This window comes from Tenacibaculum maritimum NCIMB 2154, from assembly GCF_900119795.1.
Classification (GTDB): domain Bacteria; phylum Bacteroidota; class Bacteroidia; order Flavobacteriales; family Flavobacteriaceae; genus Polaribacter; species Polaribacter maritimus.
The window spans coordinates 690,729-712,783 of record NZ_LT634361.1 but is presented as its reverse complement, the minus strand read 5'-3'; the positions used below and the strand labels follow the sequence as shown (position 1 = coordinate 712,783).

Sequence of the window (22,055 nt, the reverse complement as noted above, 5' to 3'; positions counted from 1 at the left end):
ATTGATATAAATATCATTAATAATCATAAGCCTATAATATTAAACTACGACACTAAGCATAAAAAAGTTTTTAGAGTTCAAATACCTTTTAAGTTAGAGGTTACAAATACCTCTTCGAAAACTCAAAAAATTACTTCGTTCATATACCAATATTCAATTAAGAACAGCGGACTATTAAATGATTTATTTGAGATTACCAACAATAATGAACATAACAAAATCTCTTTAGCAAGCATAAAAAAGCTGCCTCCTTTTACAAAAAAGGAATACCTAATTTATTCAGAGCACCTAATCGACAGTTTACAAAATATCCAAAACCACTTTATTCCATTTTTAAAAACAAAAAGAAAATCCAAAAGCATTTTTAACATCAATAAATCAACTTTTGAAAAAACTGAATTTTACAAGAACCTAGTCAAAGAGGATAGTATTGTCGTTAGGCTAATAAATAGCAATAATTTTAAACGGATTAAACTCCCCGTAAAACAGTAATTTTTATCCATTCCCCTCAATATAATAACAATTTTCATGCTTTATAAAATACCCCTCTTAATACTACTATAATTTTGAAAACTTAAAAAAACACTTTATTAACACTTCCTCATTAGCAATTGCTAAAACAAATGGTTTGGAGGCTGTTAGCGCTTTTTTACAAACCTATGATACGGATTATAATTTAATGGCTATTTCTAACAAAACTCTTGCGAAGTTGCTTGCTGGGAAGTGTAAAACTTTTGAAGAACTCGCTAACTATAATTTCAATCCTAAAAAGCCTATTATAAGAGTACTTTATAAAAAAGTAAGAAATGAAAACAGAGATCAATTTATATATATAATCGAAACCATATTTACTAATGAATAACTCATATAAGGCACTGAAATTTTTTACCTTTATCCTTCTTATAATAAGCTGCAATTCTACTAAAAGGAATATCATCTTACATCAAAAAACTGCTAAAAAACCCATTATCATTAGGGCTTCCTTAGAAGATAGCACCATATATGAAATAAAACTCCCAAATAGATTAAAGATTACCAATAAAGCTTTGTTTGCAAAGTCATTTATCATGATAAACTACCTTTATCAAGACTCTTTATCAAAATGGGCAGATAGAAATATCCAATTATTTCGAATAAACGACGAAACATTAATCCCCATCTCAAATAACAAGAGAAAAAACATAGCAGGTAGAGAAAGTTTAGAATTTATCTATTATACAAGGCATTTCCTAAACCCATCTAAATCAACCCAACAACAATTCAAACCTTATCTAAAAAAAATGCTCACCACAAATAAAGACACCTTACATATTGGTACGGTAACTGAATTTCGACAAAAACACCCTAAGTTATTTCAACAACTTACCAAAGGCGATCGTATTTCTATACAATTTTTAGAGGGTAAAAAATTAGGAAAACCTATTAGCATACCTGTAACATGGTAATATAACAGATTCTATAGTTGTCAACTAAATATACTTCTAACCAAACTCTTGCGAGGTTGCTTGCTGGGAAGTGTAAAGCTTTTGAGGAGTTGGAAGACTATCAGGAAAAACATATACATTCAAAAAAATCTTATTTTCTCTTCAAAGAAATAAAGAAAAAGCATAAACTAAACGACAACTACATCATTGAAACTATATTCATAAATAATTAAAAGATGAAAAATTACCTGTATATAATAGTATTCCTTTTTCTTTATTGCTGTCAAACAGCCCATCATAACAGCATTAACATAACACTAGAAAAATCAAGCAAACAAATCATTATAAGAAATAATTTAAAAGAGCAAAAGCTAACATACTTTAAAATCCCATTCAAAATAAAAATAAGAAACAATACTTATCATAAGATTTCTTTTAAAAAAATAAAATACAAGTACTCCAATAATCCCGAAGAATCACTGGGACTTATGCTTTTTAAAAATAATACTAGAATATCAAATAACTTAAAAAAGAATATAAATCTTAATGAAGCTATCGTTTTTGAAAGCTTAACAAGGCACTTTATTGACACTTCTACATCCATTCAAACAAAACTAAAACCTTATCTAAAAAAAATGCTTACCACAAATAAAGATACTTTACATATTGGTACGGTAACTGAATTTCGACAAAAACACCCTAAGTTATTTCAACAACTTACCAAAGACGATCGTATTTCTATACAATTTTTAGAGGGTAAAAAATTAGGAAAACCTATTAGCATACCTGTAACATGGTAATATAACAGATTCTATAGTTGTCAATGAATAGATTTAAAATAATCACACTATCAATAACCATCTGCCTTATTGGTTGTAAATCAAGCAAAGGTAATCTAGAAGCCACGCTATTGGAGTCACAACAAAAAGTGGTAATTCTTCTAAATAAAAAATATAAAAAAATAGCTTTAATTGAACTCCCTTTAAAAGTTCAGTTAACAAACAATTCTTATAGTTCTAAAACATTTGCGAGCATTCAATACAAATATTTACCTTATGAAAAAGGAATTGGGAATCCGTTATATATTGAAAAAAACAATACATTTATAAGAGTAAAGCAAGCTACTGGAAGCTTACAATCTTTGTTAGGCAGCGTTATTTTCTCTTTGCTCAAAAACAAAGTATCATTTCTACCATTAGTAAAACGGTAATTTAATTTTTCCCCATGACTTGAGTACACTGCATATATTGTATCAAGAATGATGTTTTTTTTTGAAACTATTAAATTTCCCCCAAAAGTATTTTTTTCAGTAATTTTGAAATACCCTTTTTCATTTGTATAAGAAAACATTTTTAAATTATCATTTTCTTCTACTTTTATATTTTTTAATGGTTTATTTTCTGTATCATATATGTATCCATGATAAAATTTGATTTTATTAGAACAAGATATCATAGTAATAAACAATGTGTATATAGATATTTTTCTCATTTTAACTCTATTTTTGTCAACCATATTAGACTAACTACATCATTATTAGCAGCAGAAAAATTATCGTATTTGTAGTAAGGTATAACATTTGCATAGTAAGGCATAATATCTATTTCTCCTGTTTTAGGATACTCTATAGCTTTTGAGTTCTCCGATTGAGTTATTGTATTCACACTTCCTTTATGACCATAAGAATAAAATGTGCCTCCATAGGCTTTTAAGGCAGCTAAAAGTAGCAATTACTTATAGCCATCTTTGTTAGGCAGCGTTATTTTTCTTAAAAATATTGTATCGATAGTTTTGTTTAAAAAAGTATAATTAACTTTTTCACCGTGCTGAGTCCATACTGAAGGAATAGTGTCAGTTATAAATCCTGTTTTTTCGAAAATTAATGAATGTATAGAGTTTGGCTCTTTAGGTAGTTTAAAAAAACCAGTAGAATCAGTTTGCGTAGATTCATTAAGATTATCTTTTCTTACAATTACGTTCAATAGAGGTTTTTTATCGTAAAACACATAGCCTCTGTAAAACTTCGGTTTTGTTCTACACGAACTTATAATAAGTATCGAAACTAATAAAAATATAATTCTCATTTTAACTCTATTTTTGTTAACCAAATTAAACTTAATACATCTTTCATAGCTGCAACCATTCTATTTCTTTGATTGTAGCTTAACCAATTAGTATAATAAGGCATAGTATCAATTTCTCCTTTTTTAGGATACTCTATAGCTTTTGAATTCTCCGATTGAGTTATCGTATTTACACTTCCTTTATGCCCATAAGAATAAAACGTGCCTCCATAGGCTTTTAAGACAACTAAAAGTAACAATTACTTATTACCATTGTTAGGCAGCGTTAATGGTGTTAAATATATTTTACCTAATTTAATACTGTCTAATTTTTTATCATAATTATATTCTCTTAAATCAATAGTATCTTTAGCATACCCTTTTGATTCAAAAAATAGTTTATAAGAAATATTTTTACGAGCAGTATAATAAGAATCATAATCTTTAGTTTTCATATTATTGATAAAAAAAAAACCTTTTTTATTTGTTTTAATTTTACCAAAAAAGTTGAAAGCAAATGAGTCTGTATATATTATCACTCCTTTAATTGGAATATTTGTTTTTTTATCATAAATAGTACCGTCAATACTCTCTATTAAAGTATATGTAGAATTACAAGAAATAAAAAATAGGAAAAAAAGTAAGTATATATATGTTTTCATCTTAATTCTAATTTAGTCAACCATAATAAACTTAAAACATCTTTTTGAGAAGCGACCGTTCTTTGTTTGTCATAGTACTTGTCGTAATATTTCATCAAGTCTATTTTTCCTTGTTTTGGTAGTGGTATGTTTTTGCTTTTTTGAGTAATTATAGAGGAACTCCCTTTATGCCCTTTAGAATATTTATGCCCTCCGTATTTTAGTAGAATTTCATGACCTATTTCATGAGCAGAAGTCATCTTAAATTCTTCAACATCATTATTTTCAAAATACCAACCTTTATTTTTAAATACAGGATTGTTTGGGTTTAGTGATTTCCAATCATTGTAAAATAAAAATCCGACATTATAAAATAATATTCTAGATAACTCCCAATTTCTTGACCTACCAGGACTTCCATTTGTTACAAATTTGGTTGACAAAGGAGCTATAGCATTCTCTGTTGTATTAATGGCATTTACAAAAACTTTATAAAGTTCTCCGTTAACAGCTTGTATAAACCCCGTTTTAATGAGAGGTATTTTATTAGGCAACGTTGTTTTTGGTCGGCTATATTTACTGTTTTTTGAAATTAAATAAATAGTATCGCCAAAAGGTAATTCTCTTGTAAATTTATTTTGTCTGCTAAAAGTACTTAAATTAAATTTCCTATAACCTTTTTTTGAGAAAGTTAAATGTTTTAGGTCTTTATTAAAATCAATTTCAAAATACCCTTTTTTGTTGCTAAGTATATAATTCAAAGAGTCCGTAGAATAAACCTTAACTTTATTTAGAGGGGTTTCATTATCAAAATCGTATATATAACCATAATATTTTGTCCCACAAGATTGCATAATTATTACTAAAAATATAAAAAACACTTTTCTCATCTTAACTCTAATTTGGTTAACCATAGTAAACTTAAAACATCTTTTTGAGAAGCGACAAATCTTTTATAAATATTAGGTTGCCTTAGTTTTCCTCCGTATTTATTATCTTTTAGATATGGCATAATATCAATTTCTCCTTCTAAAGGGAATTTTGGAGCAGATGATTTTTGATTTTGAGTTATTGTATTTACACTCTCCTTATGTCCATAAGAATAAAATGTTCCTCCGTAAGCTTTTAAAATTGTGTGTCCTATTTCGTGAGAAGATGTGAACTTAAATTCTAAATTTTCAGAATTTTCAATTTGATAATCCCAACTATCTTTATAAAAGTACTCATAAATATACCCCACATTATAACAAATAGCTTCCCTTGAAACAATATTTCCAACAAAAGAGATTGGGTCTTCTACAGTTCCTGGATTTCCTGAACGCATCCATTTATTATTGGTGTTGAAAATTAAATCTACATCATCCATTGCCTTTTTTGTTGTATTAATCGCATTTACAAAAACTTCATAAAGTTCTCCGTTAACAGCTTGTATAAACCCCGTTTTAATGAGAGGTATTTTATTAGGCAAACGTTATTTTTTATCAATATTCAAGAATAAAGTGTCCCTTTTGCCTTGAATGAAACTATATTTAATTTTCTCACCCCCTTGAATTCCAATCACTTGTATAGAATCTATTATTTCGTTTTTATCTTCAATAATTAAATAGCGCTCTATATTGTTTTTAGTTATATTTATTCTGAAATACCCTTCCTTATTTGTTACGGAGTAATTCTTATAATTATACTTCTCATAAACTTTCAAGCCTTTTATTGGATTATTATTCACACTAAAAATATGTCCTTGATAATAATTTATCCCTGTTTTACATTGAGTAAAAGTCATTAAAGCGAATATGAGGACTATATTCTTCATTTTAACTCTATTTTTGTCAACCATATTAGACTAACTACATCATTATTAGCAGCAGAAAAATTATCGTATTTGTAGTAAGGTATAACATTTGCATAGTAAGGCATAATATCAATTTCTCCTTCTAAAGGAAGTTTAGGAGCATTTGATTTTTTATTTTGAGTTATTGTATTCACACTTCCTTTATGACTATAAGAATAAAGCGTGCCTCCATAGGCTTTTAAGACAACTAAAAGTAGTAATTACTTATAGCTATCTTTGTTAGGCAGCGTTATTTTTCTTAAAAATATTGTATCGATAGTTTTGTTTAAAAAAGTATAATTAACTTTTTCACCGTGCTGAGTCCATACTGAAGGAATAGTGTCAGTTATAAATCCTGTTTTTTCGAAAATTAATGAATGTATAGAGTTTGGCTCTTTAGGTAGTTTAAAAAAACCAGTAGAATCAGTTTGCGTAGATTCATTAAGATTATCTTTTCTTACAATTACGTTCAATAGAGGTTTTTTATCGTAAAACACATAGCCTCTGTAAAACTTCGGTTTTGTTCTACACGAACTTATAATAAGTATCGAAACTAATAAAAATATAATTCTCATTTTAACTCTATTTTTGTTAACCAAATTAAACTTAATACATCTTTCATAGCTGCAACCATTCTATTTCTTTGATTGTAGCTTAACCAATTAGTATAATAAGGCATAATATCAATTTCTCCTTTTTTAGAATACTCTATAGCTTTTGAATTCTCCGATTGAGTGATTGTATTTACGCTTCCCTTATGACCATAAGAATAAAATGTGCCTCCATAGGCTTTTAAAATGGCATGCCCAATTTCGTGAGCAAAAGTTTCTTTAAAAGAAATGTCTTCATTTTTTAAATATTGGTAATCCCATCCATAAGAATATTTAATATACCCCACATTATAACAAATAGCTTCCCTTGAAACAATATTTCCTACAAAAGAGATTGGGTCCTCTACAGTTCCTGGATTTCCTGAACGCATCCATTTATGATTGGTGTTGAAAATTAAATCTACATCATCCATTGCCTTTTTTGTTGTATTAATCGCATTTACAAAAACTTCATAAAGTTCTCCGTTAACGGTTTCGAGCATGAGTTGTTACATGGAGTTATTACTTATTTTAAAGGTATAAAATTAACTTCGAGTAAAAACTAAACCTCCTAAAATTGCCAAAAGTGGCAATTACTTATTGCCATTGTTAGGCAGCGTTATATATAAGGTATCTTTTCTTCCGTTTACAAAATAATAAGTAGGTTTTCTTTCAGGATGAGTGCTTACGATAGGTATTGAATCAATTTTATTACCTTTATTGTAAATATGTAAATATCTTCCTTTAAATTTTTTTTCTTTTGGAATTTTGAAATATCCATTTTTGTCTGTGATACTATTAATACTATTATCATACTGATTTACAACTTTTAAATTGTTCAGAGGTTGTTTATTTGTTGAATAAATATGCCCGTGAAAATATTTTACTTCTGTGGACGAACAAGCATAAATAAAAGAAGCTAGGGTCAATAATAAGATATATTTCATAATTATTTTAATTTCAATTTTGTTAACCACAATAGACTTAAAACGTCCTTTTCTGATGCAATATATCTATTATAAACGGTTGGTGGTGGAGATTGTGGATAATAAGGCATTATATCTATTTCTCCTGTTTTAGGATATTCAGGTGCTGTTGACTTCATCTTTTGAGTTATTGTATTTACACTCTCCTTATGTCCATAAGAATAAAATGTGCCTCCGTAAGCTTTTAAAATTGTGTGTCCTATTTCGTGAGAAGATGTGAACTTAAATTCTAAATTTTCAGAATTTTCAATTTGATAATCCCAACTATCTTTATAAAAGTACTCATAAATATACCCCACATTATAACAAATAGCTTCCCTTGAAACAATATTTCCAACAAAAGAGATTGGGTCTTCTACAGTTCCTGGATTTCCTGAACGCATCCATTTATGATTGGTGTTGAAAATTAAATCTACATCATCCATTGCCTTTTTTGTTGTATTAATCGCATTTACAAAAACTTCATAAAGTTCTCCGTTAATATCTACATTTTTAGCAATAAAATGATTTTTGTTTCTTCCCCAATGATAGCTTAAGCCTTCTAAAGCTAATTGTTCTAAATCTTTAAAACTTTTGGTTCTTGATTTTATTGGAGGTTTTCCTGCTATTAAATCTTCTTTTGGTATTTTCTCCCAAGGGCAAACTGTTTTTATTGAAGAGTATTGACCAGAACCTACTTGTATGCAATCCTTTTCTGTACCAATTTCTCCACCATCCTTTAAATTAACCCGAAGAGTTACATCAATTCGTTTGGTGTTTTTGTTGATTTTAACATCTACCCATTTAACTTCACTATACTTAGCTGTAAACTCTACTCGTTTTCTGCTATAATTTTCTTCATTATCTATGGCTATCGTATAAATATTTAAATCTTTAGCCGTTGTAAAAACAGCGCTATCATAGATACCATTACTATCAAATCCATTCCATTTCCAACGGTGCTCTCCTTTTGTTAGTTTAGAAGAATCTGTTATTTTTTCTTGGTAAATAATTTTTCCGCCGTCTCTAATTTGTATGGTTAATTCTACAGCGTCATTTCCTTCAATTAAATAAGAAACCTGTATAAAATCTCTGTCTTTTTTTCCTTTGAAATCAGGAATTCCTAATGGTATAAAATAAGGCATATTATAAAATTTTTGGGGTGGCATTAAATGTATTAGTTAAGTCTTGAAAAGGAGACTCTTTTTTTGTTGGCGGTTTCCAGTTTTCGCGCCACGATTTTATATAAAATGTATCTTTATAATATTGTATGGCTGCTGAAAAAACTACACTGGTTTCCATTCCCAATAACGTATTAAAACTTTCTTTAAAATAGATGACCGAACAATCTTCAAGTCTATATTTAAAAAGAATACGCCCATTAAAATCTCCTTCATAAAAAACTATTTCAGCTTGTTTTAACACATATAAACATCTAGGATATGCTGTTTTTCCATCTTCCATTCTGTTGGCAAACATCCAATCTAGCATCATTTCTTCATTGCCTTTTGGAGTAAAACGTACGGCTACATAACCTCCCATAGTTTCAGTGGCTGGTCTTCCTGTAACACGGGTGCAACGATAATATGTTATCACTGTATTATGAAGTTCCCATTCATCTTTGCCAATACATAATTTTGCTACGGTATTCATTTTTCTTGCATTTTTTTGTGTATGTATGTATAAAACACATCGTTTATACAACAGTATTGGAGTAACAATACCTAATACTTTTTTATTTTATCGAAAATACGCTAAATATTAAAATCATCAAAAGAGTTTTTTAATTTTTCTAAGGTATTTAGAATTAATGTATTGCTATTACTGGAGTTGCCCGTAAGTTCATAAGAAACCTTATTATTTTATTAAACCATTTACTGACTTACTGCTTTCGCTATTATCTGTTTAATAACTGCCTTTTAGTTATATAAGTGGGTTGCTTCTTCATTTTTTCTTGATAAAAAACGAAGCAAAAAATCAAGGGCAAAATAGAAAATTGCCTGCTATATAAGGCATCGTGTTTTGCTGATAAACAACTGGAATTATTTTAAGGCTTCTTTTAGGCAAAAAATCAAGTATAGCCTTCGATTTTCTGAAAAATAGGGAAGCTTACAATAAGATTAAAATTTAGTTCATATTAATAACCTAACTGCTACTTATTAGAGGATGCAATCATATGGAAATAAAAAAAGTAACTTCCTAATATTATATCTTTTACTTTTGATTACTCATTATCAAAAAAGTAAATTAAAAACAAATGCTATCAAACGAATTTGATAGCATTTGTTTAACTTCTTTATTTTATATAGTATCAGAATCTTTATCAAAACCTTTCAATAACTATAAAATCATTACAGTTATTTCTCTGGAAAATAATTTCAAGAGATTCAATAAACTTATTTAATTCTCTCTCTAAGATAATTTTATAATCTTGAGAGTGCTCCCTATACTCTTTGGGTAATAAATACGAAATAGCATGATTTATTCCTGATAAAGTCGTTGGAAAATCAATTAATATCAATTTATTTTCATCTGTTATAGAAATATCTACACCAATATTTCTCGGTCTATTAGTTGAACCAAATGAGATTTTTTCAACACCTATTCTGTTTTGTTCTTTTTGAAACTGTAAATTCAAATTATCAGATAAAGTTTCGGGAATCATTATTTTAAAAACACAATCACCATACTTTTTACCTTCATAAATAAACCCTCCATTATTAATATAGTATTCATTAACATATTTAATGAAGTTTTCGAAATATGTTGAGGCAAGTACACTAGAAGGAAAAAAGTTCAAATCTATGTGAGTGGATTTCAAAAATAATTCTTGTATTTCTTTAATCTTATCTAATAGATTTGTTTTGTTGTACATAGACAATTTAATTCCCCCGAAATCTGTTGGTATCTTAACGTCATCACTAACGAGAAAAGCGCATTTATCTATTCCTAATCTACCTATAAAAAGACCTAATTCAAAAAGGACGTTATCTCTAGCTTGAAGATATTCTTTTCCTCTAACTTCTACTTTATCATCAGGGGAACCAATCAAAATACCATAATCAAACTTTAATGTAGCTGATAGCAAATCTGTTAAGAAATTTTGATTTAACTTAAAGACCGATTTATCCCAAACTGATTCATTCCATATAACTACGTCAAAATCTTTATCTAAAATTTCTTTGACTATTTTAGCTGTACCTAGTTCCTCTGAAGAACTACCTATAAAAACTCTTTTCCTCATCTTTTAATAAATAAAACTAGCAACAATTATATCGTTCTTTATTAAATTAACCTCAGTTAATAAAGTTCTTAAATGCTCTACTTTTTCAGGATTATTTCTAAATATATATTCAGTATCATCAACAGATTTAATACTATCTCTATATACCTTATCAGAATAAATCTTATACATCTCTTCGTAAATCACATGAACTAATTCTAAATAACTTTTATCATAATATTTATAAGTGGGAATATTATAGGATATAGAAGTTATATCAAAACTAGTAAGATCAATCTTATAATCTGAATCAACCTTAACATTTTTTAGGAATCTGATCATTTTTTTCAAACGACCATTAACTCCAGAGTCTTTTTGATTAACAAGTTTTATCTTTCTAAAAGGAAAATCCTCAGGTAAAATTTTATGATCATTTTTATCATAAATTTTAATTCCTCTTTCTTCCTTATCTGCTTTTGCTACTGCTTTTACATTTTTATACCAAGAAGCAGTTACTACATCTACTTTTCTAGATGGGTTTGTAGGTTTAACTTCAATAGATTTACCTTTGGTCGTATCAACATATTTATACTCTCTGTTTAAAACATTTTCAGCATCAATTCTAATCTCTCTTAAAGTCATCTTATCATCTCCTTCAAAACTAGTTCCTTCAGCAATAACAGATAATCTTTCTTTTTCTGTATAGGAATACTCAAAAGATTCTTTAGCTTTTTGAAAGTTCTGTCTTCCCTCATGAAAATAAAATCTATTGGTTATTTGCACCAGATCAATATCACTATGCCCTTTAATATGAGTATTGGTCATTACTGAGCCTTGAAACTCAAAATCTAAATTAGGATTATTCTTTTTTAAATGTTCTCTTACTTTTTTACCCGCTTCAAAAGTCCTTTCTGTGTATCTAGGCTCAACACCCCTCATAACTCTTTTTACATATTCATTAGCCTTAACGGTAGTTCTCCCTAATTCATCTCTAAATGATTTCTCTAATAAAACAGATTCATTAGTAATATCAGGATTAGTTCTGTTTTTAACTTTTCTAATTAACGATTCATAATCTTTCGCCATAACCTACTAATATTTATTACCTTTTTTACGATTCTCCTTAGTTTGTAATGGTCTCAAATTATTTAAATGATCTGTTCCACCTTTAGATTGAGGTTTAGAATGATCTATTTCCCAACCCATCGGAGTATTTTTACCATAAGAATGATAATAAATTTCATTTCCTAAATCGTCTCTTCTGTAAAGATTTGGATCTTTACCTCTGACTTTCTTTCCTTTGCCCCAAACTTGCTCTTTTTTGTTTTTATATGACATTAATTATGTAAAATATTTGTTTACCCCAATTTAGAAATCGGTATTGGAGTAGTTGAAACCGAGAAAAAGGGATGAAAGTTTTTGTAAAAACAAAAAAAATGTAGATTTGCAATCATAAAACATGAAAAAAGTGGCTTACCCTTTTTCTTTTTTGAAAGCCACCTTACAAAATCAAAAAGTCTTATCGGTTAGAGGTTAAGACTTTTTTCTTTACAAAAAATTGTCAACCTTCATGCCAAAAGAAATGTTAAAATTTAAGAGTGACAGTTTGTCTTTTCAAAAAGGATTTCCGTAGAAAAAACTATTATTTACTAACAAAAAATCGCATTTAGTAAACAAAGACTACTGACAGCCAACTTATAATCTGCCAATTTGATTCTACTCAAATAATCGAAAAAGCTTTCCGTTTTATCAAAATAATTGATATGTAGGCTTGATAACTAAATCTTGTACAAACTTTTTAGAACAACTTCAAAACCTTGTACAGAAAATAAAGGAAAAATCTTGTACAAACTTTTTAGAGCGACTTCAAAACCTTGTACAGAAAATGAAGAGGAAATCTTGTACAAACTTTTTGGAGCAACTTCAAAACCTTGTACAGAAAATAAAGGGGAAATCTTGTACAAACTTTTTAGAGCGACTTCAAAAACTTGTACAGAAAATAAAGGAAAAATCTTGTACAAACTTTTTGGAGCAACTTCAAAACCTTGTACAGAAAATAAAGGGGAAATCTTGTACAAACTTTTTAGAGCAACTTCAAAATCTTGTACAGAAAATGAAGAAGAAATCTTGTACAAACTTTTTAGAGCAACTTCAAAATCTTGTACAGAAAATAAAGGGGAAATCTTGTACAAACTTTTTAGAGCAACTTCAAAATCTTGTACAGAAAATAAAGGGAAAATCTTGTACAAACTTTTTAGAGCAACTTCAAAAACTTGTACAGAAAATAAAGGGAAAATCTTGTACAAACTTTTTAGAGCAGCTTCAAAATCTTGTACATATTAACACTGATAATGAATGAGTTGTATTTTTATCAAGAAAAAAAAGTGGGCACTAACAACTATCTTTTAGCTGTATTTCTTTCTATTTTTTTGAAGGAAAAACGAAGCAAAAAATCAAAGACAACATAGGAAATTGCCTACTATATAAGGAATCGCTAGAATTATTTTGAAGCTTGTTTTAGGCAAAAAGTTCAAGTATAGCCTTCGTTATAATTTCATTTTTTAACAACAAAAAACTTAAAAAACTGGCTATTCAATAAAATGCGATGTCTTAGATAGTATAACTATCGCTCTTCCACAACTTCATTACGACAATCACTATTGCTTAGTATATAATTATACTCTTTGAGATTACTTGCATCCCCCTTAACGTCGTATCTTATTTTTCTTAATTTTTTTAATAATTCTTTTTAGTCCTTTCCTTATAATAGCATTTGTATTCTTTGCAAATGCAAAATCTTGACTATCTTTTAATATCATTAAATTGCCTATTATTGTATGGGTATAAAATTCCTCTAAAAGATTCAAATCGTATATTGTAAGATGTACCTTTCCTGTGTTTCTAACAGGGGTATCAACACCTCCTATTTGAAAAGCACCTATTTCACTAGCTATATTTTCTGCTTTGATATGTATCAAAAAATCAACTCCAGTTCCTCTTTTAATATCTCTTAAAACTGATTTACTAAACCCATCAACTTCGCTAGGCATAAGTATTCCTTTTGCTCTTTCTAGAATTGAAAACCTATTTCCTATTAAATTGGTAAACTCTTTATCTGCTATTTTTGTTAATACATCTTCTATACGGCTAGGAGCTTCAATAGTATTGAGCAACCACCTCCCTTCTCTAAAATCCAAGCGTCCATTTACACTTCCTGAATGTGTATATCTAGGGCAATGACACCCCGTACTTATTACTAATAACAATAAGATTACTATCTTTTTCATATACCCCATTTTTTACACTTATTCGATGAATATTACATTAGCTATAGCTTGTACTGATCTTGTTACAATTAAGAATTTTCAATACAAAGACTACAAAACAATAAAAAATCTCAATACTTAACAACATATTGAGATTTTTTTTAATAGTTATGAATGGTATCACTATACTGCCTTACATTTTTCTTGTAACCAGTTTGTTTCTTCTTTATTTAAAAAAGGAGATAATTGTTTAAAAACAAGTGCATGATATGCATTCAACCAAGTGATTTCTGCACTGCTTAATTCAGTAATCAGTACTAAACTAGTATCTATATAACACCATGTTAAAGGCTCAAACCCTATAAATTCTCCAAAAGCCGTTTTGCGTACCGTTTTTGATAGTACTACATTTTCCGTTCTAATACCAAACTCATTTGCTACATAACATCCTGGCTCTATTGTAGTAAATTGATTAGGCTTGTGCACAGTAGTTCCTCTTTCAGTAGTAGCTCCCGTGGTAAAACCTTGAGCGGGTTCATGTACCATACCAAAACTTCCTATACCATGGCCCGTTCCATGCGGATAATCCAGCCCATTTTTCCACAAATGCACACGTGCAAAGGCATCTATTTGAGCCCCTGTAGTTCCTAAGGGAAACTGTAACCGCTCCAACTCAATATAGCCTTTTAGTACAGAAGTGTATGCTTTTTTTATAGTTTCTGTCGGAGTTCCTCCTAGCCAAATAGTTCTGGTAATATCTGTAGTTCCATTTTTATATTGCGCTCCACTGTCTATCAACAAAACGCCTTCTTTTTGTACCATTGCAGACCCTTCTTTAGGAGCTGTATAATGAATAATAGCTCCGTTTCCCTTATAACCTACAATGCTTGCAAAAGATGCTCCTACATAATGCGCTTGCTCTCTTCTAAACTCTTCTAACTTCTTTCCTATTTCATATTCCGATATCGCATTTTCTTCTAATTCTTTTTCTAACCAAATAAAAAATTTAGTTAATGCCACCCCATCTTTAAGCATACATTCTTTTGCTCCTTCAATTTCTACTGAATTTTTGACGGCTTTTAATTCTTTTGCAATCGATTTCTCAAATACAAATTCACCTGCTATTGCATGGTACATGGCATAATTTAAAGAAGCTGAATCTGTAACTATTTTTTTATTTTTAGTTACCAAAGGTACTATTTCAGTAATGCTTTCATAGTCTTCTACTACAACTTTACAAGCGGATAACACCGCTAATAAATTCGCTGAAAACCTACTCTTATCGGCAAACACTATAGTACGTGCTTCACCTACTAATAGATACGCCGTTACTAAAGGAGTAAAATCTACATCATTAGCGCGAATATTAAGTAACCATGCTATTTCATCTAGTGCTGAAAAGAAGTAAAAATCAGCATGCTTTTCCCGCAGCACTTCATAAACTTTATTTAGTTTAAACGCTACAGTTAGCCCACTAAATACAGTAGCATGTTCTTGAATAGGTGTATTTGGCAAGCTTGGGCGATCATTCCAAATACCATCAACTAAGTGCATTTCATTTTGTAATTGAATGTTTTTAAGACTTGTAAAACCCGTCAAATAATCTACCTGTGCTTTTGAAAACTGGCGGTAATCAATTCCTATGACTGCATTCTTATGCAGCAAATTACACAACCATGCTACGTGCTCTGGAGCATGTGGTATAGATTGTTTATACAAAACTACTTCAGTATCCTTACATTCTTCTTCAAACTGTAAGAAATAACGAGAGTCCGTCCATACTCCAGCAATATCCTTGGTAATAATTAGGGTACCTGCTGACCCCGTAAATCCAGAAAAGTATGTTCTTAACTTCCAATGATCTGATACATATTCTGACTGATGCGGATCTGCTGAAGGAATGATATATGCATCTAAATTTTTATTTTTCATTGCAGTTCTTAAAGCTGCTATTCTTTTTGCTATCATAATTTTATATTGGATAAATAACCTGACTTAAAGCCATGTCGTATTTATGAATATCTGTTATTTTTTGTATCGGTTGAAAAAAATTTATTCCTACTGTAATCACTTCCCTTTTACAATCAGCAATAAAACGATCGTAAAATCCTTTTCCATATCCTACCCTATACTTTCGAGCATCCGAAATTAATAAAGGAACAAAAATCAAGTCAATATTGCTCACCGCTATTTCTTTTGCATTTACAGGCTCTGGTATTCCATAAGAATTCAACACTAAGCTGGTATCCTCATCAAATAAAAAATGACTTAGTTTATTCGTTTTAAAATCACTTTTGCTAATCACTATTGATTTTTTAAGACTTCTTAAAAAATCAATAATCGGGTAGGTGTTAATTTCTTTTTGTTGTTTTATTGGCAAAAAAATATGGATTACTGACACTGATGACCAATCCATCTGCTGTATTTGGGTGTAGATGTTTTTTTCAAAAGCAGCTATTGCTGAATCTGTTAACGCCCTCCTTTTTTCTTTGTATATTTTTCGAAGTTCTCGCTTTTCCATGATCTCCAAAGATACACTGTTTACACCAGTTATGATTTGAAATTACTTGAAAAGAAAATGATTGCTTTTTAAGAAAAACGCGCTACGTGAAACGGCTCTAAATTTAAACTAGGCTTTTTTTCTGAAAGTATCTCAGCAACTAATTTTCCTGTAGCTGGCCCTAAGCTCCACCCCATCATAGCATGCCCTGTTGCAATAGTTGCATTACTTATATCTGGTAGTTTCCCTATATAAGGCAACCCATCTGGTGAGCAAGGGCGCAAACCGCATTGCGCTGCTGCTTTTTCTTTTTCTGAAAGCATCAATCCCTCGTAATACCCTTCGCTTGCCTTGGCTATTGCCCGTACACGGGTTGTATTGATATCATGGTTAATTCCTCCTATTTCCATAGTTCCTGCAAAGCGCGTAAATCCGTTCATAGGAGTTACTGCTACCTTTGCTTCCATTAAAATAGCAGGAACAGTAATTCCTGTATTTTTATCCGTATTAATACTATATCCTTTCCCTGCCTGAACAGGAATGGTTGTTCCTAACTTTTGCGCTATTTTTTGCGTCCAAGCACCAGTTGCCACTACTACTTCATCAGCCTCTAAAGTTCGTTTATTAGTAAGTATAGAAGTAATCTTATTTTTAGAAAGATGGAGGTCTAACACCTCCTCATTGGCATGTATTGTCACTCCTTTTTTTTCTAGATATACTTTTAGTTGCTGCATAAATTCATGAGGAGTCATATGCGCATCTGAATGATAATATATTGCTCCTTTGATATTTAAATTTACATGAGGTTCTATCTTTTTTACAGCTTCTTTTGTTAAATGCTCTACTTTAAGTCCTTCTTTAATAGCCATCTTCCCTATAGCCCATTCTTCTGCTCCTGCTTTTTCTGTTTGGTAATACATCAACAATCCTTTGTGTTTATAGAAAAAATTAAAATCTTCTGATTGTTTCATTTCTTCATACAAAGCCCGACTAAACAGATTGATCTCTTTTATTACAGGAATGGAAGCAGCTACCTTTTGTTGCGTCGCTGATTTTTTAAACAACCATGACCACTTCAAAAAATCCATATCTAAACGAGGCTTTACATAAAAAGGACTAGAAGCATCTAACATCCACTTAACTCCTTTGCGAATCATTCCTGGTGCGGCTAAAGAAATAATATGACTTGGTGTGATATATCCTGCGTTTACAAAAGAAGCTCCTGACGAAAAATCGGCTTTATCAATGATCGTTACTTTATGTCCTTCTTTTTGCAAATAATATGCAGCGCATAACCCTATAATCCCACCTCCTATAATGAGTACTTCTTTTGACATCTAATAAATTTTAATTAATTAGTAGGCTTCTTTTTAAGTATTTCAACTTATAAAAAGCATTCCCAAATCTATTTAATCTCTTTCTCTTTTACAGATTACTTTCTTTCTATTATTTCACCAATTTTTAAATAAGCCCTTCTATTTTTTTATAAGAAATTGTATTGTAATTGATTTTCATCAGTGAAGTGATTTAAACCTTTTGTTTAGAAGCGAAAATTTGGGATCTTTTACCCTAAAAAGCTAAAATTAAGGTGAAATAAGACCAATTTGCAGACTTCAAAAAAAGCTGAAACCGCTTCAGTTTTATATTACCTGAAAACCATGTGCATACGGATCCTCCTCTTCATCAATAATGATGGTATTATAGCCATATACCTTTGCCCATCCTTGAATGCTTGGAACAATAGCTAATTTTCCTCCTAAGGTAGTTTCTTCTTCTACACGCCCAATAAACTTACTTCCAATAAAACTTTCATGAATAAATTCTTCTCCTTTTTTCAATTTTCCCTTTGCATATAATTGCGCTAATCTTGCTGATGTTCCTGTACCACAAGGACTTCTATCAATGGCTTTATCGCCATAAAATACGGCATTTCTTCCTGAAGAAGATGCCTCTAACGGATTTCCTGTCCATAGCATATGTGTTACATCTCTAATAGTATCATTTTCAGGATGAATAAACAAATCAGGGTATTTTTTATTGATCCGTGTTCTAACTACTTGAGAATACTGAATAATTTTACTAGCTGTAAAATCATGCACTCCTGAAAAGTTTTTTTGAGGGTCTACAATGGCATAATAATTTCCTCCATAAGCTACATCAAAAGTTATTTCACCTAACTCAGGGCAACTTATTGTTAAATTTTCAGCAGCTAAATAACTTTTCACATTCGTTAAACGCACCCAATCTACTTTTTTACCAGTTTGTCCGTACGCTATTTGCACTAGTCCCGCTGGTGCTTCCATTTTTATAAGCCCTGGCTGCTTAGGTATAATCAATCCTTCTTCAATAGCTATGGTAATCGTGCCAATAGTTCCATGCCCACACATTGGTAAACAACCCGAAGTTTCTATAAATAATATTGAAAAATCATTTTCTGAATCATGAGGAGGAAATAAAATGGCTCCACTCATCATATCATGCCCTCTTGGCTCAAACATCAACCCTTTTCGAATCCAATCATATTCTTTTAAAAAATGCTGGCGTTTTTCACTCATATTGGCCCCTTTTAAATTAGGTCCTCCTCCTGCAATTACTCTTACTGGATTACCGCAAGTATGGGCATCTATACAAAAAAATGTTTTTCTCATGAATTCGTTTTTTAGGGCAGCTTATATCGTTAAGATCGTTTGGACTTTGCTCCTCTCAATGAAAAACCCCTTTCATAATGAAATTTAATACCGCTTACAAATTAAACTAATCGGTATAAAAAAGAGGAGTCAAAATCCTACTTATTAAATTTTATCTCGTGTCATCGTATTGTTAAGTAACCTAGCAATGTGCAGCGGGTTTTCATTTTGCAACTCCTCTGGCAATAATGCATTTGGAAAATCTTGATAACTAAACGGTCTTACCCAACGTTTAATTGAATTGACACCAACTGCCGTAAAACGATTGTCTGTTGATGCTGGGTACGGCCCTCCATGAACCATAGATGGACAAACTTCAACTCCAGTAGGCACCCCATTGAAAATGATGCGTCCTACTCTATCTTGTAAGGTTGTTATTAGTGAATTATACGTTCCAATTTCTGAATCATTGGCTATAATGGTTCCTGTTAGTTGCCCTTCTAAAGCCGCTATTATTTTTTCTAAAGCTGCTTTATCTTCACATTGAACTACTAATGAAAAAGGTCCGAATACTTCTTGATGCAACGTAGGGTTCTTTAAAAAAGTACTTCCTGATACTGTAGCTACTACTTGCGTTGCGTAATTATTTTTTACTGCTTCTTTATAAGCTCCAACAACCTCGATGCCTGTTTCTGCTAATAACTTCTTTTTATTTGTTTCATAAGCTCCAACAATATTTGGATGCAACATACATGAAGGATTTATTTTTACAGTTTCTACAGCTAATTTTTCAATAAAATTAGTCAACGCTTCGCTTTTTATTCCTAGAATCAATCCTGGATTGGTACAAAACTGTCCTGTTCCTAGAGTAATTGATTTGGCATAAGTTTCTGCTAAAACTGCTCCTCTTGTTTCCAAAGCTTCTGGTAAAATAACAACAGGATTGACACTTCCCATTTCTGCAAAAACTGGAATTGGTTCTTCTCTTTTTGCTGCTAAATCCAACAAAGCTCTTCCTCCTCGAATACTTCCTGTAAAACCAACGGCCTTTACTTTTGGATGCGACACTAATTGCTGCCCTACTTCAATACCACTTGAATTCAAATTAGAAAACACTCCATTAGGCATTCCTGTTTTTTCCGCGGCTTTTATTATTGCAGAAGCTACCAATGCTCCTGTTCCTGCATGCATTGGGTGCGACTTTACAATTACTGGGCAACCAGCGGCTAATGCCGCAGCTGTATCTCCTCCTGCTGTTGAATACGCTAATGGAAAATTACTTGCTCCAAATACTACTACAGGGCCTATTGGAACATTCATTTTTCGAATATCTGACTTTGGCAAAGGTGCTCTATCTGGTATTGCTGTATCAATGGATGCTTCTACCCAAGAACCCTCAGCTACTAATTCAGCAAAGCTCCTTAATTGGAAAACAGTTCTTCCTCGCTCTCCCATAGCTCTTCCTTCTGGCAATCCTGTTTCAGAGCAATATGTTTGAATCAACTCATCTTCTAAGGTTAATATTTCATCAGCTATGACATTTAAGAAGGCGGCCTTCTTTTTTCCTGAAACTTGTTTAAATTCTTGAAATGCTTCCGAAGCTAAATCAACAGCTGTGTTAATTTCTTCTTGTGTTGCTTCTGTAAATACATACTCATTTTCTTGGTTTAATTCTGGATGAAACGTTTTATACGTAATTGTTCCTTTACTTGACAATCGATTTCCTATATAGTTCTTTCCTGTAATCATTGTATATCACTTCTTTTTATGCTGAGTATTAGCAGATTATTTAAGTTTTTCTTTATAAAATACGTAACGTAACTCTTACTATTTTATGCATTGGGGAATACCTTTTACTTTATGTTTTTTTATACTTGGCAAAGTTGCTCTTTTTTTGAACGTTTTTCTAAAACATTTTTCAAAAATTTGATCGTTGGGAAATACCTTTTACCACTTTATAAACTTTTATATTCAGGCAACGTAGGTCTTCCTTTCAATCCATTTTCAATAATTTGTAAAACACGTTTACGTTCTTCTCCTATTAAAGGCAATCTGGGCGCACGAACATTCTCTGTTCCAATACCTGTTGCTACCTCTGCTAACTTTATGTTTTGCACCAACTTAGCATTTATATCCAATTCTAACAATGGTAAAAACCATCTATAAATAGCTACTGCTTCTTCAAATCGCCCTGCTTTTACCAACTTAAATATAGCTACCGTTTCAGCAGGAAAAGCACATACTAAACCTGCTACCCATCCTTCTGCTCCTAAAACCAAACTTTCGAGTGCTAACGTATCTACTCCACTTAAAATAGCCAATCTATCTCCAAAACGATTTTTCATTCTTGTTACGTTTGAAATATCTCTAGTTGATTCTTTAACTGCCTGAATATTTGGACAGTCTGATAACAGTTCTTCAAACATATCTAAAGTAACTTCAATACCATAATCTACTGGATTATTATATACCATAATAGGTAAATCAGTAGTTTTTGCCGTTTGCTTAAAAAACTCAATGGTTTCCCTTGCATCTGCTTTATAACGCATTGGAGGCAACATCATTAAGCCAGAAGCTCCATCTTCCTTTGCTTTACGTGCCGCCTCAATGGCTTCTTTAGTTGTTTGCGCTGCAATATTCATAATAACAGGTACTTTACCCGCTACTATTCTAACAGTTTCTTTTACCAATACTCTTTTTTCTTCATCAGATAAAGTAGATGCTTCTCCCAAAGTACCTCCTAAAATAATTCCATGTACACCTGCTTCTAATTGTGCATTAATATTTACTTCAAACATCTCTAAATCTAACGTATCTTCATTTGTAAATTTAGTGGTTACCGCCGGCATAACACCCTTCCAATCTATGATCATAATGTATTTGTTTTTGTGCAAATTTAGCATGATATTCTGCTGTATCGTTTTT

28 protein-coding genes are annotated in these 22,055 nt (G+C 30.9%); 4 read left to right on the top strand and 24 right to left on the bottom strand.

Annotated features, from left to right (window positions below; translation table 11 throughout):
* Positions 1-628: 628 nt before the first annotated feature.
* From MARIT_RS03375 to MARIT_RS15405, 3 genes are all read left to right on the top strand, one after another.
* Entirely contained in the window at positions 629-862 is a 234-nt protein-coding gene (locus tag MARIT_RS03375) for a hypothetical protein (protein WP_100210761.1), read from the top strand.
* Positions 855-1,445 (top strand): hypothetical protein, encoded by a 591-nt coding sequence (locus tag MARIT_RS03370; protein ID WP_100210760.1) that lies wholly within the window; start codon positions 855-857, stop codon positions 1,443-1,445. Before MARIT_RS03375 ends, MARIT_RS03370 begins: the two co-directional genes overlap by 8 nt.
* A 467-nt stretch (positions 1,446-1,912) precedes the next feature.
* A complete protein-coding gene (locus MARIT_RS15405) occupies positions 1,913-2,224 on the top strand; it encodes a hypothetical protein (RefSeq protein WP_157926180.1) in 312 nt (103 codons plus the stop codon).
* 253 nt (positions 2,225-2,477) lie between these two features.
* On the opposite strand, the gene MARIT_RS03360 is transcribed toward MARIT_RS15405, so the two are convergent.
* From MARIT_RS03360 to MARIT_RS03285, 17 genes are all read right to left on the bottom strand, one after another.
* Entirely contained in the window at positions 2,478-2,915 is a 438-nt protein-coding gene (locus MARIT_RS03360; protein ID WP_157926179.1) for a hypothetical protein, read from the bottom strand.
* Entirely contained in the window at positions 2,912-3,154 is a 243-nt protein-coding gene (locus MARIT_RS03355) for a hypothetical protein (RefSeq protein WP_100210757.1), read from the bottom strand. The genes MARIT_RS03360 and MARIT_RS03355 overlap by 4 nt, the downstream gene beginning before the upstream one ends.
* Positions 3,155-3,508: a peptidase associated/transthyretin-like domain-containing protein gene (locus MARIT_RS03350; protein ID WP_100210756.1), complete on the bottom strand. Its 354-nt coding sequence runs from the start codon at positions 3,506-3,508 to the stop codon at positions 3,155-3,157. It lies immediately after the preceding gene.
* Positions 3,505-3,747, bottom strand: coding sequence for a hypothetical protein (locus tag MARIT_RS03345; protein WP_100210755.1), 243 nt, complete (start codon positions 3,745-3,747; stop codon positions 3,505-3,507). The genes MARIT_RS03350 and MARIT_RS03345 overlap by 4 nt, the downstream gene beginning before the upstream one ends.
* Positions 3,748-4,149 carry a hypothetical protein gene (locus MARIT_RS03340; protein WP_100210754.1) on the bottom strand — a complete coding sequence of 134 codons (402 nt, stop codon included), beginning with the start codon at positions 4,147-4,149 and terminating at the stop codon, positions 3,748-3,750.
* Entirely contained in the window at positions 4,146-4,982 is an 837-nt protein-coding gene (locus MARIT_RS03335) for a hypothetical protein (RefSeq protein ID WP_157926178.1), read from the bottom strand. Before MARIT_RS03335 ends, MARIT_RS03340 begins: the two co-directional genes overlap by 4 nt.
* Positions 4,983-5,014: 32 nt before the next feature.
* Complete coding sequence (locus MARIT_RS03330; protein WP_100210752.1) at positions 5,015-5,596, bottom strand: hypothetical protein; 582 nt, start codon at positions 5,594-5,596, stop codon at positions 5,015-5,017.
* 3 nt (positions 5,597-5,599) lie between these two features.
* A complete protein-coding gene (locus MARIT_RS03325) occupies positions 5,600-5,941 on the bottom strand; it encodes a hypothetical protein (RefSeq protein WP_157926177.1) in 342 nt (113 codons plus the stop codon).
* On the bottom strand, positions 5,938-6,114 hold the full coding sequence (locus MARIT_RS15400; RefSeq protein WP_157926176.1) for a hypothetical protein: 177 nt from the start codon (positions 6,112-6,114) through the stop codon (positions 5,938-5,940). Before MARIT_RS15400 ends, MARIT_RS03325 begins: the two co-directional genes overlap by 4 nt.
* 66 nt (positions 6,115-6,180) lie before the next feature.
* Positions 6,181-6,534, bottom strand: a complete 354-nt coding sequence (locus tag MARIT_RS03320; protein ID WP_100210750.1) for a peptidase associated/transthyretin-like domain-containing protein — start codon at positions 6,532-6,534, stop codon at positions 6,181-6,183.
* Positions 6,531-7,052, bottom strand: a complete 522-nt coding sequence (locus MARIT_RS03315; protein WP_100210749.1) for a hypothetical protein — start codon at positions 7,050-7,052, stop codon at positions 6,531-6,533. The genes MARIT_RS03320 and MARIT_RS03315 overlap by 4 nt, the downstream gene beginning before the upstream one ends.
* Before the next feature lie 90 nt (positions 7,053-7,142).
* Positions 7,143-7,496, bottom strand: coding sequence for a hypothetical protein (locus MARIT_RS03310; protein ID WP_024742548.1), 354 nt, complete (start codon positions 7,494-7,496; stop codon positions 7,143-7,145).
* Between the two features lie 2 nt (positions 7,497-7,498).
* On the bottom strand, positions 7,499-8,659 hold the full coding sequence (locus MARIT_RS03305) for a hypothetical protein (protein ID WP_157926175.1): 1,161 nt from the start codon (positions 8,657-8,659) through the stop codon (positions 7,499-7,501).
* 1 nt (position 8,660) lies between these two features.
* Positions 8,661-9,167 (bottom strand): type VI secretion system tube protein TssD, encoded by a 507-nt coding sequence (gene tssD / locus MARIT_RS03300; RefSeq protein ID WP_100210746.1) that lies wholly within the window; start codon positions 9,165-9,167, stop codon positions 8,661-8,663.
* 670 nt (positions 9,168-9,837) lie between these two features.
* On the bottom strand, positions 9,838-10,758 hold the full coding sequence (gene cap12, locus MARIT_RS03295; RefSeq protein WP_024742518.1) for a CBASS system CD-NTase-associated NAD(+) hydrolase Cap12: 921 nt from the start codon (positions 10,756-10,758) through the stop codon (positions 9,838-9,840).
* 3 nt (positions 10,759-10,761) lie between these two features.
* Complete coding sequence (locus MARIT_RS03290; protein WP_024742519.1) at positions 10,762-11,823, bottom strand: nucleotidyltransferase domain-containing protein; 1,062 nt, start codon at positions 11,821-11,823, stop codon at positions 10,762-10,764.
* Between the two features lie 6 nt (positions 11,824-11,829).
* A complete protein-coding gene (locus MARIT_RS03285; protein WP_024742520.1) occupies positions 11,830-12,075 on the bottom strand; it encodes an HNH endonuclease signature motif containing protein in 246 nt (81 codons plus the stop codon).
* A 447-nt stretch (positions 12,076-12,522) separates the two neighbouring features.
* Here MARIT_RS03285 and MARIT_RS03280 point away from each other — a divergent pair, with 447 nt between their 5' ends.
* Positions 12,523-13,080, top strand: coding sequence for a hypothetical protein (locus MARIT_RS03280; protein ID WP_100210745.1), 558 nt, complete (start codon positions 12,523-12,525; stop codon positions 13,078-13,080).
* A gap of 362 nt (positions 13,081-13,442) precedes the next feature.
* Here MARIT_RS03280 and MARIT_RS03275 read toward each other — a convergent pair whose 3' ends face one another.
* The 7 genes from MARIT_RS03275 to MARIT_RS03245 form a co-directional block, all read right to left on the bottom strand.
* On the bottom strand, positions 13,443-14,024 hold the full coding sequence (locus MARIT_RS03275) for a hypothetical protein (protein WP_136437594.1): 582 nt from the start codon (positions 14,022-14,024) through the stop codon (positions 13,443-13,445).
* 162 nt (positions 14,025-14,186) lie between these two features.
* The gene (locus tag MARIT_RS03270) at positions 14,187-15,971 is read right to left on the bottom strand and encodes an aminopeptidase P family protein (RefSeq protein ID WP_100210744.1); all 1,785 of its coding nucleotides are present in this window, start codon (positions 15,969-15,971) and stop codon (positions 14,187-14,189) included.
* Between the two features lie 4 nt (positions 15,972-15,975).
* On the bottom strand, positions 15,976-16,524 hold the full coding sequence (locus MARIT_RS03265) for a 5-formyltetrahydrofolate cyclo-ligase (protein ID WP_024741971.1): 549 nt from the start codon (positions 16,522-16,524) through the stop codon (positions 15,976-15,978).
* A 68-nt stretch (positions 16,525-16,592) separates the two neighbouring features.
* Positions 16,593-17,840, bottom strand: coding sequence for an NAD(P)/FAD-dependent oxidoreductase (locus tag MARIT_RS03260; RefSeq protein WP_024741970.1), 1,248 nt, complete (start codon positions 17,838-17,840; stop codon positions 16,593-16,595).
* Between the two features lie 303 nt (positions 17,841-18,143).
* Positions 18,144-19,151, bottom strand: a complete 1,008-nt coding sequence (locus MARIT_RS03255) for a 4-hydroxyproline epimerase (protein WP_024741969.1) — start codon at positions 19,149-19,151, stop codon at positions 18,144-18,146.
* Between the two features lie 144 nt (positions 19,152-19,295).
* On the bottom strand, positions 19,296-20,879 hold the full coding sequence (locus MARIT_RS03250) for an aldehyde dehydrogenase (NADP(+)) (RefSeq protein WP_100210743.1): 1,584 nt from the start codon (positions 20,877-20,879) through the stop codon (positions 19,296-19,298).
* A gap of 206 nt (positions 20,880-21,085) precedes the next feature.
* Complete coding sequence (locus MARIT_RS03245) at positions 21,086-22,003, bottom strand: dihydrodipicolinate synthase family protein (RefSeq protein ID WP_100210742.1); 918 nt, start codon at positions 22,001-22,003, stop codon at positions 21,086-21,088.
* Between the last annotated feature and the right edge of the window lie 52 nt (positions 22,004-22,055).

What these genes read in the sequence shown, in the direction of transcription:
- MARIT_RS03285 (WP_024742520.1), bottom strand. Translation starts at nt 12,075, where the DNA reads ATGTCATATAAAAACAAAAAAGAGCAAGTTTGGGGCAAAGGAAAGAAA.
- MARIT_RS03335 (WP_157926178.1), bottom strand. Translation starts at nt 4,982, where the DNA reads ATGCAATCTTGTGGGACAAAATATTATGGTTATATATACGATTTTGAT.
- MARIT_RS03250 (WP_100210743.1), bottom strand. Translation starts at nt 20,879, where the DNA reads ATGATTACAGGAAAGAACTATATAGGAAATCGATTGTCAAGTAAAGGA.
- MARIT_RS03255 (WP_024741969.1), bottom strand. Translation starts at nt 19,151, where the DNA reads ATGAGAAAAACATTTTTTTGTATAGATGCCCATACTTGCGGTAATCCA.
- MARIT_RS03310 (WP_024742548.1), bottom strand. Translation starts at nt 7,496, where the DNA reads ATGAAATATATCTTATTATTGACCCTAGCTTCTTTTATTTATGCTTGT.
- MARIT_RS03360 (WP_157926179.1), bottom strand. Translation starts at nt 2,915, where the DNA reads ATGAGAAAAATATCTATATACACATTGTTTATTACTATGATATCTTGT.
- MARIT_RS03340 (WP_100210754.1), bottom strand. Translation starts at nt 4,149, where the DNA reads ATGAAAACATATATATACTTACTTTTTTTCCTATTTTTTATTTCTTGT.
- MARIT_RS03305 (WP_157926175.1), bottom strand. Translation starts at nt 8,659, where the DNA reads ATGCCTTATTTTATACCATTAGGAATTCCTGATTTCAAAGGAAAAAAA.
- cap12 (WP_024742518.1), bottom strand. Translation starts at nt 10,758, where the DNA reads ATGAGGAAAAGAGTTTTTATAGGTAGTTCTTCAGAGGAACTAGGTACA.
- MARIT_RS15405 (WP_157926180.1), top strand. Translation starts at nt 1,913, where the DNA reads ATGCTTTTTAAAAATAATACTAGAATATCAAATAACTTAAAAAAGAAT.
- MARIT_RS03290 (WP_024742519.1), bottom strand. Translation starts at nt 11,823, where the DNA reads ATGGCGAAAGATTATGAATCGTTAATTAGAAAAGTTAAAAACAGAACT.
- MARIT_RS03325 (WP_157926177.1), bottom strand. Translation starts at nt 5,941, where the DNA reads ATGAAGAATATAGTCCTCATATTCGCTTTAATGACTTTTACTCAATGT.
- tssD (WP_100210746.1), bottom strand. Translation starts at nt 9,167, where the DNA reads ATGAATACCGTAGCAAAATTATGTATTGGCAAAGATGAATGGGAACTT.
- MARIT_RS03320 (WP_100210750.1), bottom strand. Translation starts at nt 6,534, where the DNA reads ATGAGAATTATATTTTTATTAGTTTCGATACTTATTATAAGTTCGTGT.
- MARIT_RS03350 (WP_100210756.1), bottom strand. Translation starts at nt 3,508, where the DNA reads ATGAGAATTATATTTTTATTAGTTTCGATACTTATTATAAGTTCGTGT.
- MARIT_RS03270 (WP_100210744.1), bottom strand. Translation starts at nt 15,971, where the DNA reads ATGATAGCAAAAAGAATAGCAGCTTTAAGAACTGCAATGAAAAATAAA.
- MARIT_RS03370 (WP_100210760.1), top strand. Translation starts at nt 855, where the DNA reads ATGAATAACTCATATAAGGCACTGAAATTTTTTACCTTTATCCTTCTT.
- MARIT_RS03275 (WP_136437594.1), bottom strand. Translation starts at nt 14,024, where the DNA reads ATGAAAAAGATAGTAATCTTATTGTTATTAGTAATAAGTACGGGGTGT.
- MARIT_RS03260 (WP_024741970.1), bottom strand. Translation starts at nt 17,840, where the DNA reads ATGTCAAAAGAAGTACTCATTATAGGAGGTGGGATTATAGGGTTATGC.
- MARIT_RS03265 (WP_024741971.1), bottom strand. Translation starts at nt 16,524, where the DNA reads ATGGAAAAGCGAGAACTTCGAAAAATATACAAAGAAAAAAGGAGGGCG.
- MARIT_RS03245 (WP_100210742.1), bottom strand. Translation starts at nt 22,003, where the DNA reads ATGATCATAGATTGGAAGGGTGTTATGCCGGCGGTAACCACTAAATTT.
- MARIT_RS03315 (WP_100210749.1), bottom strand. Translation starts at nt 7,052, where the DNA reads ATGCTCGAAACCGTTAACGGAGAACTTTATGAAGTTTTTGTAAATGCG.